Source organism: Rhodanobacter sp. UC4448_H15 (assembly GCF_052978265.1).
In genome coordinates this window covers 1473950-1488598 of record NZ_CM129665.1, presented here as the reverse complement: position 1 = coordinate 1488598, position 14649 = coordinate 1473950, and the positions used below count along the sequence as shown (strand labels likewise).

Here is a 14649-nt window from a genome sequence, read left to right as displayed (position 1 = left end):
AGCAGGCCGCGCCGCGCACGGAATCAGACCGCCACCGCGGCCTTGATCGCCGGGTGCGATTGGTAGCCTTCGATCGCGATGTCCTCGCAACGGAAATCGAACACCGAGCGCACCTCGGGATTGAGCACCAGCCGCGGCAGCGGCAGCGGCTCGCGACTCAGCTGCAAGCGTGCCTGCTCGACATGGTTGTCGTACAAATGGGCGTCACCCAGGGTATGCACGAAATCGCCCACGGCCAGGCCGCAGACCTGCGCAATCATGTGCGTGAGCAACGCGTAACTCGCGATGTTGAACGGCACGCCGAGAAAGATGTCGCCCGAACGCTGGTAGAGCTGGCAGCTGAGCCTGGCAGCCTGTCCCGGGCCCGACGAAGGGGCCACGTAGAACTGGAACAGCGTGTGGCACGGCATCAGCGCCATCTTCGGCAACTCGCCGACGTTCCAGGCACTGACGATCAACCGCCGCGAATCGGGGTTGCGCCTGATTTCGTCCACCACCCAGGAAATCTGGTCGATCGTGCCGCCGTCGATCGTCGGCCACGCGCGCCACTGCTGACCATAGACCGGGCCGAGATCGCCGTTGGCGTCGGCCCACTCGTCCCAGATGCGCACACCGTGTTCCTTGAGGTAGGCGATGTTGGTGTCGCCGCGCAGGAACCAGATCAGCTCGTGCACGATCGACTTGATGTGCAGCTTCTTGGTGGTGACCAGCGGAAAACCCTGCGCAAGGTCGAACCGCATCTGCCAGCCGAACACGCTGCGCGTGCCGGTGCCGGTGCGGTCGGCCTTGGGGGTGCCGTGGTCGAGGACGTGGCGGAGCAGGTCGAGGTATGGATGCATCGGCCAAGTATAGGCAGGAGCGCACCCTGTGCGCGATGCTCTTCGAGGCACGGCACAAGAGCATCGCGCACAAGGTGCACTCCTGCAGGGGCCACGGCTAGACTCTGGCTTTTCCGCACGGAGACGGTCATGGCAGCGTGGTTTTTCAGCTACGGCAAGAATACCGAACGCGTCGGCCCGCTGGATGACGCCGCCGCGATGGCGCAGGCCCGGCGCCAGCCGGACGGCTATTGCTGGCGCGAAGGTTTCACCGAGTGGAAGGCGATCCGCAGCGTGGCCGAACTGGGCGCGGCGATGGGTCCGCCGCCGGTGCCGGCGACGCTGGGCAGCGGACGCGCCGACGAGATCGACTACACGATCGTGGGCACGGACATGCAGTTCGTCGAGATCGAACTCGATCCGGGCGAAAGCGCGATCGCCGAGGCCGGCGCGCTGATGTACAAGGAGGCCGGCGTGCAGATGGATACCGTGTTCGGCGACGGCTCCAGCGGCGGCCAGAGCGGCGGCGGCCTGATGGACAAGCTGCTCTCCGCCGGCAAGCGCGTGATCACCGGCGAGAGCCTGTTCACCACGGTGTTCACCCACCGCGGCCAGGGCAAGGCCAGGGTCGCCTTCGCCGCGCCCTACCCCGGCACCGTGCTGGCGATGAAACTCTCCGACCACGGCGGCCGGCTGATCTGCCAGAAGGACGCGTTCCTGGCCGGCGCGCGCGGCGTGCAACTGGGCATCTTCTTCCAGCGCAAGATCCTCACCGGCCTGTTCGGCGGCGAAGGCTTCATCATGCAGAAGCTCGAAGGCGACGGCTGGGTATTCGTGCATGCCGGCGGCACCATGATCAAACGCGAGCTGGCCGCCGGCGAACGGCTGGACGTGGACACCGGCTGCGTGGTGGCTTTCCACGACACCGTGGACATGGACGTGAAAGCGGTCGGCGGCATCAAGAGCATGCTGTTCGGCGGCGAGGGCGTGTTCCTGGCCACGCTGACCGGCCCGGGCACGGTGTGGCTGCAATCACTGCCGTTCTCGCGACTGGCCGGTCGCATGCTGGCAGCCGCGCCGCAGGGCGGCGGGCAACGTCGCGGCGAGGGCTCGATCCTCGGCGGCCTGGGCGACATCCTGGGCGGCGACCGCAACTTCTGACGTCGCCCGCAGTTCGGGCGATGCCACCATTGCCGTGCCGGGAACGGCCGGCGGGCGGTGCCTGCCCTACGAGGGGCCGGCCAGTTTGTAGGGCGGGCAATGCCCGCCGCACGTACGTCAGGAACTTGGCGGGCAGTGCCCGCCCTACGCCGGATTCGCCAGTGCCAAGGTGGGCGCGCGGCGGGACATGGCGATCAGCACCAGCCCGACCGCGATCAGCGGCAGCGACTGCATCTGTCCCATCGTCACCCAGTCGGTGCCGAACAGATAGCCCAGTTGCGCGTCGGGCACGCGCACGAACTCCACCGCGAAACGGAACACGCCGTACAGCAGCGCGAACAAACCCGACACCAGGTAACGCGGCCGCGGTTTCATCGACACCAGCCACAGCACCACGAACATCACCACGCCTTCAAGGCACAGTTCGTAGAGCTGCGAGGGATGTCGGGTCAGCCCGCCGAACTGCTGCAGCTGCGGCAGCCAGGCCGGGTGCGCCGTGGCCCAGGCGATGTCCTCGGCCTGTGCGCCGGGGAAAATCATCGCCCATGCATGGTGCGCGGGTTTGCCCCACAGTTCGCCGTTGATGAAGTTGCCGAGCCGTCCCAGGCCCAGTCCGAGCGGCACCAGCGGAGCCACGAAATCGACCGTGTCGAAGAAGTGCAGCGCGTTGCGCCGCGACCACCACCAGCCTGCGGCGAGCACGCCGAGCAGACCGCCGTGGAAACTCATGCCGCCATCCCACACCTTGAAAAGCACCAGCGGCTCGCGCCAGATCCAGCCGATGCCGCCCTCGTAATAGAACAGCATGTACCAGATGCGCCCGCCCACGATGACGCCCAGCATGCCGTAGAACAGCAAGTCGCCCAGCGCGTCGCGGCTCACCGGCAGGCGTCCGCGGCGGCGCCGGTATTCGCCCAGCACGGCGACGAAGAGGAAGCCCAGCAGATACATCAGGCCGTACCAGTGCACCTGCACCGGGCCGACATGGAAGGCGACCGGATCGAATTGGGCGACAAAAGGCTGCGACATGCGGAAGGGGCCGATCGGGCAAAGGCCAAGTGTAGCGTCACGCAAGGATTCGGAAAGATGCCGCGGGCGCAGGCACGCAGCCCGCTCGCGGGCGATGCTCTTGTCTCGGACCAGGGACCTGCAAAAACGTCGCCCGCGAGCGGGCTCCTACGAGTGCCGGTCTGGCCACGGGACACGCCCGCGCGCGTTCACAGCAACACCGGCCGATCCGGCAGCTCGTCGGGATTGGCCTTGTCGTGGGCGGGAAAGTGCTGCAGCAGCAGGGCGTGGGTGGCGGCGATGCCGCCCAGGCTGCCTTCGCGCCATTCGCCGTTTGCGTAGTGGTTGCGCATGGTGGTGCAGATGCCGGCCCATGCCGCCGGCGACACGCGTGCGGCAATGCCGCGGTCGACAATGATCTCGATGCGATGCTCGGCCAGCAGCACGTACAGCAGCACGCCGCTGTTGTGCTCGGTGTCCCACACGCGCAGCTGGCTGAACAGCTGGCGCGCGCGGATGGCTGCGTCAAGTCCGCCCAGTACGGCCAGCGGGTGGAGTCGCGATTCGATGGCCACGCGCACTTCGCCGTGGTGACCGCGTTCGCCGGCGGCGATGGCAGCCGTGATCTCGTCCAGCAAGCTGGCGGGAAAACGCCGCCGCAGCTGGAACCAGCCCTCGAACATGTTTGCCAGCACTCGTTGCATGCGCGTCATGTCACCAGCTCCCCGAGGCACCGCCGCCGCCGAAGCTGCCGCCGCCTCCGCTGAAACCTCCGCCGCCGAAACCTCCGCCGCCGAAGCCGCCGCCGCCGAAGCCACCGAAACCGCCCCAGCCGCCACCGCCGATCGAGCGCCCGCCGCCGGAAGGCAGCAGCATCACGATGCCGCCCACCACCGCGCCGAGCACGCCGGCGCCGACGGAAACCAGCAGCCACAACAGGCCGCCAATCAGCGCGCCGCCCAGCGGCACCCGTACCAGCGCATGCGCCCGGCCCAGCACGCCGCGCAGGAAGATCGCGGCGAACAACGCAATCATCAACATGCCTTGCAGCCCGAGGCCGCGATCCTCGCGCGGCGCCCCTTCCACCGGTGGCGGCAATGGCTCGCCGTCAATCAGCTGGGTCAGCGCGCCGACGGCGTCGTGGATGCCGCCGAAATAGTCGCCCGTGCGGAACTTCGGCGCGATGTACTCGCGGATGATGCGCGCGTTGGCGGCGTCGGGGATCGCGCCCTCCAGGCCATAACCGACCTCGATGCGCACGCGCCGGTCGTTCTTGGCGACGAGCAGCAGGACGCCGTCATCGGTGCCCTTGCGGCCGATCTTGTTGGCTTCGGCGACCGCCAGCGAGTACTCCTCGATTGGCTGCTCGCCGGTGCTGCCCACCATCAGCACCACCAGTTGCGCACCCTTGGCCTTTTCCAGCGCCACCAGTTGCGCGTCGAGCTGGTCGACCTGGGCCGCGTTGAGCGTGCCGGTGAGATCGGTCACGTGCCGCGCCAGTTGCGGCACCGCCGCCTGCAGCGCCGCCGGCAGGCACAGCAGCAACGCCAGCAGCGGCAGCAGGCGGCGGATCACTTCAGTGCGCCGAAGTCGCGGGCGCTGGCGCACTGGTGCCGAAATCCACCCTGGGCGCGGTGGAGATGGCCTTCTCGTTGTCCACGCTGAAGTTCGGCTTGACCTTGTAGCCGAACATCTTGGCGGTCATGTTGTTGGGGAAGGTGCGGATCATCGCGTTGTACTGCTGCACCGCCTGCACGTAGCGGTTGCGCGCCACGGTGACGCGGTTCTCGGTGCCTTCCAGCTGCGCCTGCAGGTTCTGGAACAGGCCGTCGGCCTTCAGCTGCGGATAGTTTTCGCTGACCACCATCAGCCGTGACAACGCGCTGCCCAGCTCGCCTTGTGCGGCCTGGAACTGCTGCAGCTTCTGCGGATCGTTGATGGTGTCGGCGTTGACCTGCAGGCTGCCCACCTTGGCGCGCGCGTTGGTCACCTCCACGAAGACCTTCTCCTCGTGCTGGGCATAGCCCTTGACCGTGTTGACCAGGTTCGGCACCAGGTCGGCGCGGCGCTGGTACTGGTTCAGCACTTCGGACCAGGCTGCCTTGACCGCCTCGTCCTGACGCTGCATGGCGTTGTAGCCGCAGCCGGACATCAAGCCGACCAGCAGCAGAATCATCAAGGTACGCAAGATTTTCATGGCATCGCTCCTGAGCGGACGGATCTGCATTGCAGCATCCGGCCTGTCCCGGCGCAATGAGCACGACCGGGAGCTAAAACCAGCGCGGCAGCAGGATCAGGCCCCAGCTCAACGCCACCAGCACCAGCAGCACGAACACGGCCGCCGAACCCATGTCCTTGGCGCGGCCGGCCAGCTCGTTGAAATCGGGGCTGACCTTGTCCACCACTGCCTCGATCGCCGAATTGAGCAGCTCCGCCGACAGCACCAGCAGCGGCGCGAGGACAAGCAGGAGCTTTTCCACGCCACCCTCGCCCAGCCACAGGCCGAGCGGAATCAGCACCACCGCCAGCATCGCCTCCAGCCGAAACGAGGCCTCGTGGCGCCAGGCGGCGCGCAGCCCCTTCATCGACCAGCGAAACGCGTTCCAGACCTGGCGCGGACCCCGAAAACCCTCGGCCGGCATGCTGCGCCTCCGCTTCAGGCCGACACCGGCGACGCGGCGCCGGTGCGGGAGGAAACGCGGACGCGCGCGGTCCGGGGAAAGCTTGCCTGGGGCATGGCGAACGGGCTCCTGTCGCGCCGCGGAACGCGGGCACGCCATGATGCCACAGCCGTTCCTCCGCCCCATCGGGCGCACACAGCGCAAGCACGCAGCGCACGAATTGTCATGCGGCGGTGCAGCTATGACCTTTGGGGGGATGCGCTACCCTTGCCCGGTTGTGATCCGTTCAGGGTCCAGCGGCACCGGTGCGTGTGCGCACGCCACCAGGATTTGAACCAATGCCCGGGGAAAACATGGCCACCCAGAACCCAGCCGTCTCGCAGACGAAGTCCTTCAGCACCGTCTTCCTGATCGAAATGTGGGAGCGCTTCGGCTACTACGGTATGCAGGCGCTCATCGTCTACTACATGGTCCAGCGCCTGGGCTTCCCCGATGAGCAGGCCAACCTGGTGTGGAGCGCCGCGGCGGCGCTGATCTACGTGGCACCGGCGATCGGCGGCTGGGTGGGCGACAAGATCCTCGGCACGCGGCGCACCATGCTGCTGGGCGCCACCATCCTGGCGGTCGGCTACGGGCTGATGGCCGTACCGACCGAAAGCGTCTGGTTCCTGTATTGCTCGCTGGGCGTGATCGTGGTCGGCAACGGCCTGTTCAAGCCGAACGCCGGCAACCTGGTGCGCAAGATCTACGAGGGCGACGACTCCAAGATCGACAGCGCGTTCACCATCTACTACATGGCGGTGAACATCGGCTCGACGTTCTCGATGCTGCTCACGCCGTGGATCAAGGATTACGTGAACCTGCACTACGGCAACGAGCTGGGCTGGCATGCCGCGTTCGCGGTGTGCTCGTTCGGCCTGCTGGTGGGCCTGGCCAACTACCTGGTGATGCGCCACACGCTGAACCACGTCGGTTCGGCGCCGGACGAACAGCCGATGCACGTGGGCAAGCTGCTGGCCGTGCTGGGCGTCGGCGTGCTGACCGTGTTCGCCTCGGCCTACGTGCTGGCCCATGAAGAAGTGGCGCGCATCTTCGTCTATGTGGCCGCCGCGGTGGTGCTGGGCATCTTCGCCTGGCTGATCGGCACCAGCGAGCGCTCCGAGCGCGCCGGCCTGATCGCCGCGCTGGTGCTCACCGTGCAGACGGTGTTCTTCTTCATCTTCTACCAGCAGATGTCGACCTCGCTGAACCTGTTCGCGCTGCGCAACGTGAACCCGAGCTTCGACGTATTCGGCGTCCACCTGTGGAACTGGGCGCCGGCGCAGTTCCAGTCGTTCAACCCGATCTGGATCTTCATCCTGAGCCCGATCCTGGCGCTGCTCTACAACGCCGCCGGGCGCAGCGGCAAGGACATCTCCATCGCCACCAAGTTCGCGCTCGGCTTCGCCGCGGTGGCGCTGGGCTTCTTCATCTACAGTTGGGCCGCGCACTTCGCGGTGGATGGCAAGACCAGCTCGTGGGTGATGGTGTGGGGCTACGGCGCCTCGTCGCTGGGCGAGCTGCTGGTCAGCGGCCTGGGCCTGGCGATGATCGCGCGCTACGTGCCCGAGCGCATGGGCGGCTTCATGATGGGCGCGTACTTCGTCGCCTCGGGCGTGTCGCAGTACCTGGGCGGCATCGTGGCCAACTTCGCCAGCATTCCGGAGAACATCACCGACCCGCTGCAGACCATGCCGATCTACACCAGCCTGTTCAGCAAGCTGGGCTGGGCCGGCATCGCCTGCACCGTGATCGCGCTGGCCGTGCTGCCGCTGATGCGCAAGCTGTCGGCACAGCATCACGCGCACAACAACCCGGCGCCGCTGCCGACGATCGGTTCGGAGCAGTAAGCCCGGCGGCGATCAGGCGACCCGCCGACCCGGCGGGTCGCGACACCGCGCAACACATTGCCTGCCATGCCACAGCAGATCGTCATCCGACAGGTAGGACCCCACGCACTGACCCGCGCGCTGGCGTGGCTGCGGCTGTGCGCGATCGCCGGCCAGAGCACCGCGGTGCTGGTGTGCGCATGGTGGATGGATCTGCAGATTCCGCTGCTGCCGCTGCTGCTGGGCATCGGCGTGCTGGCGGTGTTCGCCGTGTTTGCCGCCTGGCGGCTGGCGCAACCGTGGCCGCTGCGCGAGTGGGAAGCGGTCTGTCACATCGCGTTCGACACGCTGGTGCTGGGTTACCTGCTGTATTTCACCGGCGGCGCCAGCAACCCGTTCATCACCCTGCTGCTGGTGCCGATAGCGCTCACCGCGGCGGCGTTGCCCGGGCGCTCGGTGCTGGCGGTGTCGGCGCTGGCCGGCGTGGCCTACGTGATCCTGCTCTACGCGCATGTTCCGTTGCCGCTGCCCCCGCATGGCAGCGCGCCCGGGCGGTTCTCGCTGCACGTGGCGGGGATGGGCGTGAACTTCGTCATCATGGCGCTGCTGCTCAGCTTCTTCATCAGCCGCCTGGCGCGGGTGCTGCGCGAGCAGCAGAAAGAGGTGCAGCGCGTGCGCGAACGCGCGTTGCGCGGCGAGGGCATCCTGGCCATCGCCACCCAGGCGGCCGGGGCCGCGCATGAGCTGAACACGCCGCTGTCGACCATGCGCACGCTGCTGCCGGAGCTGCGCCGCGAACACGCCGGCAACCCGCTGCTGGACGAGGATCTGGCGCTGCTGGAGGACCAGGTGGATCGCTGCCGCACGATCCTGCGCGAGATGATCGCCTTCGGCAAGGCGCAGCTGTCGCAGGACCCCGAGCGCATCCGCGTGGACAAGTTCATCCACGGTTGCCTGGAGCGCTTCCAGCTGTTGCGGCCCGAAGCGGAGCTTGCCCTGAGCCTCGACGAGACGCTGGCGGCGCTGGTGCTGCGCACGCCGGCCGGGCTGCGCCATGCGCTGATCAACCTGCTCAACAATGCCGCCGACGCCTCGGCGGCCAACGGCTCCAATGCCGTGTCGCTGCGCATCACCCGCGACGACCGCTGGCTGGAGCTGAGCGTGTCCGACCGCGGCCCGGGTTTCGACACCGCCGACGAACTGACCCGGCTCGGCTATTCGCGCAAGCAGAGCGGGCTCGGCATCGGCCTGGCGCTGGCCGAGGCCACGGCCGAGCGCCTGAGCGGCGAACTGGTGGCGCGCAACGTCGAACAGGGCGCCGAGATGTGCCTGCGGCTGCCGCTGGCGGTGATCGCCGAACCGGTCGATACCGGGCGCTGACGCGCCAGGCGTGCAACCGGCGCCGCTTCCGGCAAGAATGGACGCCTGCCCGAGTGAAGGAAACCGAACCATGACCGAGTCGCCCCTTGCCGATCCGGTGCGCCCCTTGCTGCTGGTCGACGACGATGCCACGTTCCTGCGCGTGCTGGCCCGCGCGCTCGGCTCGCGCGGCTTCGAGGTCATCACCGCCAGCAATTTCGACGAGGCACGCGCGCTGACCCGCCGCCATCGCCCGCGCTACTGCGTGCTGGACCTGAAACTCGGCGAGGAGAACGGCCTGCGACTGATCCCCGAGCTGCATACCCTGGTGCCGGACCTGCGCGTGCTGCTGCTGACCGGCTATGCCTCGATCGCCACCGCGGTGGAGGCGATCAAGCGAGGTGCGCACGACTACCTCGCCAAGCCGGTGGACGCCGACGCGGTGGTGCGCGCCCTGCTCGACGGCGATGCCGCCGCGCCCGAAGACAACGAGCCGCCGGACGCCCCCGAACAGCCGCTGGCCCTGCGCCGGCTCGAGTGGGAGCACATCCAGCGCGTGCTCACCGAATGCGACGGCAACATTTCCGAGACCGCGCGCCGGCTCGGCATGCACCGCCGCACGCTGCAGCGCAAGCTCGGCAAGCACCCGGTGCGCGAGCGCCCCGGCGAGGAGTGAGGTTCGGCGCCGGCACCTTTTGGTGCCGCGCGCATCCCATGCACGCTCCATGCTGCGACAAGTTGCCGTCTGTCGCACCGCGTGCAGCGGACTATGATTGAACCTTGGACCCCCATCCAGAGTTTCACTTTGAAACGCCTCCCCTCCGGCTTTTGCGCACTTGCGCTCGTGTTGTGTGCCAGCCCCGCGCTGGCCTCCGATCCCACCCACCCGGTGACGCTGTCGCCGGTCTCGGTACACGCCAGCGACACCATGGTCACCGAGACGCCCGCCGTGCAGGTGCGCGTGACGCGCCTGCAACTGCAGCGGCAGAACAGCACCGACAGCGCCGATGCACTGAAGTACGTGCCGAACATGCAGGTGCGCAAGCGCTACATCGGCGATCCGAACGCCGTCATCAGCGGCCGCAACGCCGGCACCCTGCAGAGCGCGCGCAGCCTGGTCTATGCCGACGGGCTGCTGCTCTCCAACCTGATGACCAACGGCTGGGATGGCGCACCGCGCTGGGGCATGGTCGCGCCCGGCGAGATCGGCGCGGTCGACATCCTGTACGGACCGTATTCCGCGCTGTATCCGGGCAACTCGCTGGGCACCACGGTGCTGATCCACACCGTGCTGCCGCAGCAGTTCACCGCCAGCGTCGACGCGAGGTTCTTCAGCCAGGACTATGCCGACGATTACGGCGCCGGCGGCCACTACGACGGCCACCAGGCCGCGTTCACCCTGGGCGACAAGCGGGGGCGTTTCAGCTGGCTGCTGGAATACAGCCGCCTCGACAACCACGGCCAACCGATGCAGTACGCCACCGCCCGGGCCGGCGGCGATCCGGCGCTCGCGGTGCCGGTGACCGGTGCCACCGCCGACCGCAACCCGAACGGTTCGCCGCGGCTGGTCTACGGCGCCAACAGCATCGAGCACACCGTGCAGGACCAGGCCAAGCTGAAGCTCGGCTTCGACCTCGGCGAGCATGTCGCGGCGCTGGCCACCGTGGGCTGGTGGCACAACCGCGCCGAGGATCGCACCCGCAGCCTGATCCGCGATGCCGACGGCACCCTGGTCAGCGGCGGCGTGATCGACGCGGCCGGCAAAACCTGGACCTTGCCCGCCAGCGGCCTGGCGCCGTCGAATGCGCGCGACACCCACCTGCTGTACGGGCTCGAACTGAACGGCACGCTGGACAACGACTGGCGCTGGACCGCCGTCGCCAGCCACTACGATTTCCGGCATTCGCGACTGCACAGCGCCAGCCTGGCCGAGCCCGGCAGGCCACGCGGCGGCCCCGGCACCGTGGCGAGCAAGGATGGTTCGGGCTGGGACACGTTCGACCTGCGCAGCTCCGGCCCGCTCGGCGAGCGCCACCTGTTGTACGCCGGCGTGCACGGCGACCGCTACGTGCTGACGACGCGCGTGCGCGATGCCAGCGACTGGCGCAGCGGCGCCGACGGAGCATTGCGCAGCGTCTACGCCGGCCGCACCCAGACCCGCGCCGCCTACCTGCAGGACGTGTGGAGCTTCACCGACACCTGGACGCTGACCCTCGGCGGTCGGCTGGAGCAATGGCGCGCCTACCGCGGCGTGCTCGCCAACGCCGTCGACACGCTGCGCTACGCCGACCGCAAGCGCACCGATTTCTCGCCCAAGGCTGCGCTGACCTGGGACTTCGCACAGAACTGGGAGCTGCGACTGGCCTGGGGCAAGGCGGTGCGCTACCCCACCGCGTCCGAACTGTTCCAGGGCAGCATCTCGGCCGGCGCCATCGTCAACAACAATCCCGCGCTCGCGCCGGAAGTCGACCGCTCCACCGACCTCACCCTGACCCGCCACACGGGCAACGGCCACTGGCGCGTCTCGCTGTACCAGGACCTGATCGCCGATTCGCTGTACACGCAGACGGACATCACCGTCAGCCCCAGCGTGACCAGCGTGCAGAACATCGACCGCATGCGCGGACGCGGCATCGAAGGCGCGTTCGACTTCCACGACGTCTGGCTCGACGGGCTCGACCTGTCCGCCAGCCTCGCCTTCAACGATGCCCGCACGCTGCGCGATCGCCAGTACCCGCTGGCCGAGGGCAAGGTATTTCCGCGCATCCCGAAGCTGCGCGCCAGCGTGTTCGCGGATTACCGGTTCGCGCCACAGTGGGACGCCTCGCTGGGCATCCGCCACTCCGGCCGCCAGTACGGCAGCCTGGACAACAGCGACCACGTCGACAGCTACGGCGCGGTGAGCCGTTTCACCGTCGCCGACGCAAAGCTGCGCTGGAAATTCGCGCCGGCCTGGACTGCCGCGCTGGGCGTGGACAACATCGGCAATACACATTACTGGGTCTACCATCCCTACGCCGGTCGTACCTGGTTCGGCGAGCTGCGCTGGGAGTTGTGACATCCACTCCCGCCCTCCCCTTGCGGGCAGGGGAAGCAAGGCCGAAAACCCGAGGAACACTCCATGCGCCACCTGCTGATCGCCCTGCTCTGCCTGCTCTCGGCCGTCGCCTTCGCCCACGACGGCATGCACATGGAGATGCCGAAAAGCCCCGCGCTGGGCGCCAGCGCGGCGTTCGACAGCCATGGCGGCCTGTACGTCGTGGACGCGGCCGATGGCCACGTGCGGCTGCGCCGCTCCGACGACGACGGTCGCACGCTGAGCGCGCCGATGCCGGTGAACGCGGTCGCCGAACGCATCTACAGCGAAGGCGAGAACCGGCCGAAGATCGCCTTCGGTCCGCACGACGAGCTCTACGTGAGCTGGTCGCAGCCGCGCGCCGCGCCGTGGACCGGCTTCGTGCGGTTCGCCCGTTCGGTGGACGGCGGCGAACACTTCAGCACGCCGATCACCGTGCACCACGACCGCGCCGAGATCACCCATCGCTTCGATGCGCTGGCCGTGGATGGCCACGGCCGCATCGTGGTCGCCTGGATCGACAAGCGTGATCTCGAGGCCGCAAAGGCAGCCGGCCGGCCGTACGAAGGTGCCGCGGTGTACTACAGCTGGTCCGACGATGGCGGCAAGAGCTTCGTGCCGGAACGCAGGCTGGTCGACCACAGTTGCGAATGCTGCCGCATCGCGCTGGCGCGCATGCCCGACGGCGAGGTCGCCGCGTTCTTCCGCGGCATTTATGGCGACAACATCCGCGACCACGCGTTTGCCGTGCTGCACACCGACGGCCGTGCACCCCATGTCGAGCGTGCGACCTTCAGCGACTGGCACATCGCCGGCTGCCCGCACCATGGTCCGGGCTTGGGCGTCGGCGCCGACGGCGTGCGTCACGCGGTGTGGTACGAGGCCGGCCACGGTCCCGCAATCTGGTACGGCCAGCTCGATCCCGGCCAGCGGCCGCAGCAGTTGCTGAAGCTCGCCGGGGCCGGCGCCAGCCACGCCGACGTGGCAGTGCATGGCCGCACTGTCTGGGTGACCTGGAACCAGGTCGATGCGGATGGCTATCGCCTGATGCTGCGCCGATCGACCGACAACGGCGCACACTTCGACGCTGCCCGCGAGATCGCGAGCAGCGCCGGCGCCGCCGGCTCGCCGCAGTTGTTGCAGAAGGACGGCCACGCCTTCGTCGCATGGAACACGGCCCAAGGCTTTCGCCTGATCCGGGTGACGCCATGAAGCGACTGGTGCTGATCGTGGCCCTGTTGTTCCCCGTGCTGGCCATGGCCGGCACGCTGCAACCGCTGGCCGCCGGCGACATCGCCGCGCTGCTGAAGCCGCCGACGCACGGCGAGCGGATCATCGCGCTGTGGGCGCTGGACTGTGCCTATTGCGAGCCCAATCTGGAGGCGCTGGCCAAACTGCAGCGCACCCACCCGCGCGACATCGAACTGGTGATCGTCACCACCGACAGCATCGAACGCCGCCGGGCGATCGAGGCACGGCTGCAGCACATGAAAGTGGACGGCCTCCCGAATCGCGCCTACGCCGAAGCCATGCCCGAGCGCCTCAACTTCCTGCTCGATCCGACCTGGGGCGGCGAGACCCCGCGCGTACTGGTGATTCGCGCCGACGGCAGTCGCCTGGGCATCAGCGGCGAACTCACTCCCGCGCAGATGCGCAAAATCAGGTAGGACTCGCGCTGCCCGCCGGCTCTTCCGTGCACCGCGGCCGGGAGCGGCGGACGGTGTCCGCCCAGCGCGTCAGGGTTGGGCGTCGCTCTCGGCGGGAACCGGCTCCGGGATTTCCGTGGTGCCGTCATCCTCGTCACCGTAGATCGCCACGTGCGGCACGCCGTCGGCGCCGATCCAGCCACGATACATGCCGTCGGTGTTGAACGGGATCGCGATGTGGCCCTCCGCGTCCAGCGCGATGGCGCCGCCGTTGCCGCCCATCGACGGGATCTGCTGGTTGATCACCTCGGCGGCGGCGCGTTTCAGCGGCACGCGCATCTGGGTCACTTTCATGCAGATCGAATGTGCCGCGACGGCACGGATGTAGAACTCGCCCCAGCCCGTGCCGGAGACCGCGCAGCTCTCGTTGGCGTAGGTGCCGGCGCCGATGATCGGCGAATCGCCGATGCGGCCCCAGCGCTTGTCGGTCATGCCGCCGGTGGAGGTGCCGGCGGCCAGGTGGCCGCGCGCGTCCAGCGCCACCGCACCCACCGTGCCGAAGTGTTTGGCCGTCTCGACGTCCGCATGCGGCTGCTTTGCCGCATCCTCCTTCAGCGCCCGCTGCAATTGCTGCCAGCGCGCATCGGTGCGGAAATACGCGGCATCGACCAGGGTGATGCCCTGCTCCTTCGCGAACTCTTCGGCACCGGCGCCGGACAGCATCACGTGCGGCGAATGCTCCATCACCGCGCGCGCCAGCAGGATCGGATTCTTCACGTGCTCGACTCCGGCCACCGCGCCGGCACGCAAGGTGTAGCCATCCATGATCGCCGCGTCGAGCTCGTTTCTCCCGTCATGGGTGAACACCGCGCCCTTGCCCGCGTTGAAGTTCGGATCGTCCTCCAGCACGGTGATCGCCGCAGTCACCGCGTCCAGCGCGCTGTCGCCGGCCTTGAGCCGGGCATGACCCTGCTGCAGCGCCTGGGTCATCGCCGCACGCACGGCGTGCTCCTTCGCCGGCGTCATGTCACGCACGACCACGCCGGCGCCGCCATGGATGACCAGCACGGGCGAAACGGCGGCATGGCTCAT

The 14649-nt window shown here is 68.3% G+C and carries 14 protein-coding genes; 7 read left to right on the top strand and 7 right to left on the bottom strand.

Annotation, left to right across the window (positions count from 1 at the left end; translation table 11 throughout):
* Positions 1-23: 23 nt before the first annotated feature.
* Complete coding sequence (locus tag ACVCMI_RS06580; RefSeq protein WP_447099400.1) at positions 24-839, bottom strand: thymidylate synthase; 816 nt, start codon at positions 837-839, stop codon at positions 24-26.
* A 129-nt stretch (positions 840-968) separates the two neighbouring features.
* Between ACVCMI_RS06580 and ACVCMI_RS06575 the strand changes: the two genes are divergently transcribed.
* Positions 969-1979, top strand: a complete 1011-nt coding sequence (locus ACVCMI_RS06575) for a TIGR00266 family protein (protein ID WP_395117079.1) — start codon at positions 969-971, stop codon at positions 1977-1979.
* Between the two features lie 144 nt (positions 1980-2123).
* On the opposite strand, the gene lgt is transcribed toward ACVCMI_RS06575, so the two are convergent.
* The 5 genes from lgt to ACVCMI_RS06550 form a co-directional block, all read right to left on the bottom strand.
* Complete coding sequence (gene lgt, locus ACVCMI_RS06570; RefSeq protein WP_447099401.1) at positions 2124-3008, bottom strand: prolipoprotein diacylglyceryl transferase; 885 nt, start codon at positions 3006-3008, stop codon at positions 2124-2126.
* Positions 3009-3196: 188 nt separating this feature from the next.
* Complete coding sequence (locus ACVCMI_RS06565) at positions 3197-3700, bottom strand: TPM domain-containing protein (RefSeq protein ID WP_447099402.1); 504 nt, start codon at positions 3698-3700, stop codon at positions 3197-3199.
* Position 3701: 1 nt separating this feature from the next.
* On the bottom strand, positions 3702-4562 hold the full coding sequence (locus ACVCMI_RS06560) for a TPM domain-containing protein (protein ID WP_447099403.1): 861 nt from the start codon (positions 4560-4562) through the stop codon (positions 3702-3704).
* A gap of 1 nt (position 4563) precedes the next feature.
* Positions 4564-5184 (bottom strand): LemA family protein, encoded by a 621-nt coding sequence (locus ACVCMI_RS06555; RefSeq protein WP_447099404.1) that lies wholly within the window; start codon positions 5182-5184, stop codon positions 4564-4566.
* A gap of 73 nt (positions 5185-5257) precedes the next feature.
* Positions 5258-5629: a diacylglycerol kinase gene (locus tag ACVCMI_RS06550; RefSeq protein ID WP_395117071.1), complete on the bottom strand. Its 372-nt coding sequence runs from the start codon at positions 5627-5629 to the stop codon at positions 5258-5260.
* Between the two features lie 332 nt (positions 5630-5961).
* Here ACVCMI_RS06550 and ACVCMI_RS06545 point away from each other — a divergent pair, with 332 nt between their 5' ends.
* The 6 genes from ACVCMI_RS06545 (at position 5962) to ACVCMI_RS06520 (ending at position 13578) form a co-directional block, all read left to right on the top strand.
* A complete protein-coding gene (locus tag ACVCMI_RS06545) occupies positions 5962-7497 on the top strand; it encodes a peptide MFS transporter (RefSeq protein WP_395117069.1) in 1536 nt (511 codons plus the stop codon).
* 66 nt (positions 7498-7563) lie between these two features.
* A complete protein-coding gene (locus ACVCMI_RS06540) occupies positions 7564-8856 on the top strand; it encodes an ATP-binding protein (RefSeq protein ID WP_395117067.1) in 1293 nt (430 codons plus the stop codon).
* A 70-nt stretch (positions 8857-8926) separates the two neighbouring features.
* A complete protein-coding gene (locus ACVCMI_RS06535) occupies positions 8927-9511 on the top strand; it encodes a response regulator transcription factor (RefSeq protein WP_395117065.1) in 585 nt (194 codons plus the stop codon).
* 93 nt (positions 9512-9604) lie between these two features.
* Positions 9605-11893 (top strand): TonB-dependent receptor, encoded by a 2289-nt coding sequence (locus ACVCMI_RS06530; protein WP_447099405.1) that lies wholly within the window; start codon positions 9605-9607, stop codon positions 11891-11893.
* Between the two features lie 63 nt (positions 11894-11956).
* Entirely contained in the window at positions 11957-13123 is a 1167-nt protein-coding gene (locus tag ACVCMI_RS06525; protein ID WP_447099406.1) for a sialidase family protein, read from the top strand.
* Positions 13120-13578, top strand: coding sequence for a hypothetical protein (locus ACVCMI_RS06520; RefSeq protein ID WP_447099407.1), 459 nt, complete (start codon positions 13120-13122; stop codon positions 13576-13578). Before ACVCMI_RS06525 ends, ACVCMI_RS06520 begins: the two co-directional genes overlap by 4 nt.
* A gap of 69 nt (positions 13579-13647) precedes the next feature.
* Here the strand turns inward: ACVCMI_RS06520 and ACVCMI_RS06515 are convergent, their stop codons facing one another.
* Positions 13648-14649 (bottom strand): isoaspartyl peptidase/L-asparaginase family protein, encoded by a 1002-nt coding sequence (locus tag ACVCMI_RS06515; protein ID WP_447099408.1) that lies wholly within the window; start codon positions 14647-14649, stop codon positions 13648-13650.

Coding starts and splice junctions, on each gene's coding strand:
- ACVCMI_RS06580 (WP_447099400.1), bottom strand. CDS start 839: ATGCATCCATACCTCGACCTGCTCCGCCACGTCCTCGACCACGGCACC.
- ACVCMI_RS06575 (WP_395117079.1), top strand. CDS start 969: ATGGCAGCGTGGTTTTTCAGCTACGGCAAGAATACCGAACGCGTCGGC.
- lgt (WP_447099401.1), bottom strand. CDS start 3,008: ATGTCGCAGCCTTTTGTCGCCCAATTCGATCCGGTCGCCTTCCATGTC.
- ACVCMI_RS06565 (WP_447099402.1), bottom strand. CDS start 3,700: ATGACGCGCATGCAACGAGTGCTGGCAAACATGTTCGAGGGCTGGTTC.
- ACVCMI_RS06555 (WP_447099404.1), bottom strand. CDS start 5,184: ATGAAAATCTTGCGTACCTTGATGATTCTGCTGCTGGTCGGCTTGATG.
- ACVCMI_RS06550 (WP_395117071.1), bottom strand. CDS start 5,629: ATGCCGGCCGAGGGTTTTCGGGGTCCGCGCCAGGTCTGGAACGCGTTT.
- ACVCMI_RS06545 (WP_395117069.1), top strand. CDS start 5,962: ATGGCCACCCAGAACCCAGCCGTCTCGCAGACGAAGTCCTTCAGCACC.
- ACVCMI_RS06540 (WP_395117067.1), top strand. CDS start 7,564: ATGCCACAGCAGATCGTCATCCGACAGGTAGGACCCCACGCACTGACC.
- ACVCMI_RS06535 (WP_395117065.1), top strand. CDS start 8,927: ATGACCGAGTCGCCCCTTGCCGATCCGGTGCGCCCCTTGCTGCTGGTC.
- ACVCMI_RS06530 (WP_447099405.1), top strand. CDS start 9,605: ATGATTGAACCTTGGACCCCCATCCAGAGTTTCACTTTGAAACGCCTC.
- ACVCMI_RS06525 (WP_447099406.1), top strand. CDS start 11,957: ATGCGCCACCTGCTGATCGCCCTGCTCTGCCTGCTCTCGGCCGTCGCC.
- ACVCMI_RS06520 (WP_447099407.1), top strand. CDS start 13,120: ATGAAGCGACTGGTGCTGATCGTGGCCCTGTTGTTCCCCGTGCTGGCC.
- ACVCMI_RS06515 (WP_447099408.1), bottom strand. CDS start 14,649: ATGAGCCATGCCGCCGTTTCGCCCGTGCTGGTCATCCATGGCGGCGCC.